Source organism: Bartonella sp. MR168JLCBS (assembly GCF_042194175.1).
The window spans coordinates 1-488 of record NZ_JBHIMP010000262.1 but is presented as its reverse complement, the minus strand read 5'-3'; the positions used below and the strand labels follow the sequence as shown (position 1 = coordinate 488).

At 38.7% G+C, this 488-nt stretch carries 1 pseudogene; it reads right to left on the bottom strand.

The features are described from left to right. Positions 1-364 precede the first annotated feature (364 nt). Positions 365-488: pseudogene (locus ACFIK8_RS10750) on the bottom strand (plasmid maintenance system killer); the annotation flags it as partial.

The window sequence follows — 488 nt, the reverse complement described above, 5'->3', positions numbered from 1 at the left end:
TCACCAACTTCATTCCTACAAGACTGATGTATTGGAACTTAAACTATGAAACGTGTAATGCTGGAATTTCACGGACATCTATTTCATGGTCAGCGTACCAAGCGTTATAGGCTGTTTGCATACCTAGCCATAAGGGTGATTCATTGCCCAACAATTTGCAAATACGCGCTTGCGGTTGTTTCTATAACAGGGCGTTGTCTTTTAAGAATACCATGCAAGTGTTGGCATGATATTTGTAGAAGAGGGGCTTGTTTCAGTTTTACTGATGTCTAAATGTTCTAAGGCTTCAGCTAAAATTTCTCCTGGATGAGAAGAGCAGCGGTTAAGTGCATATAATCATAGGGGAAAACCCCTTTTAAACAACTTAATGGTATTGTTCCAGATTAATCCGTGTTGCATGGCCATTAATAAATGCAAATGTAATACACCATGGTTCATTAACGTGTATTGTGTAGCGAGTTGATATAACTCCTCTAAGCATATGGAAA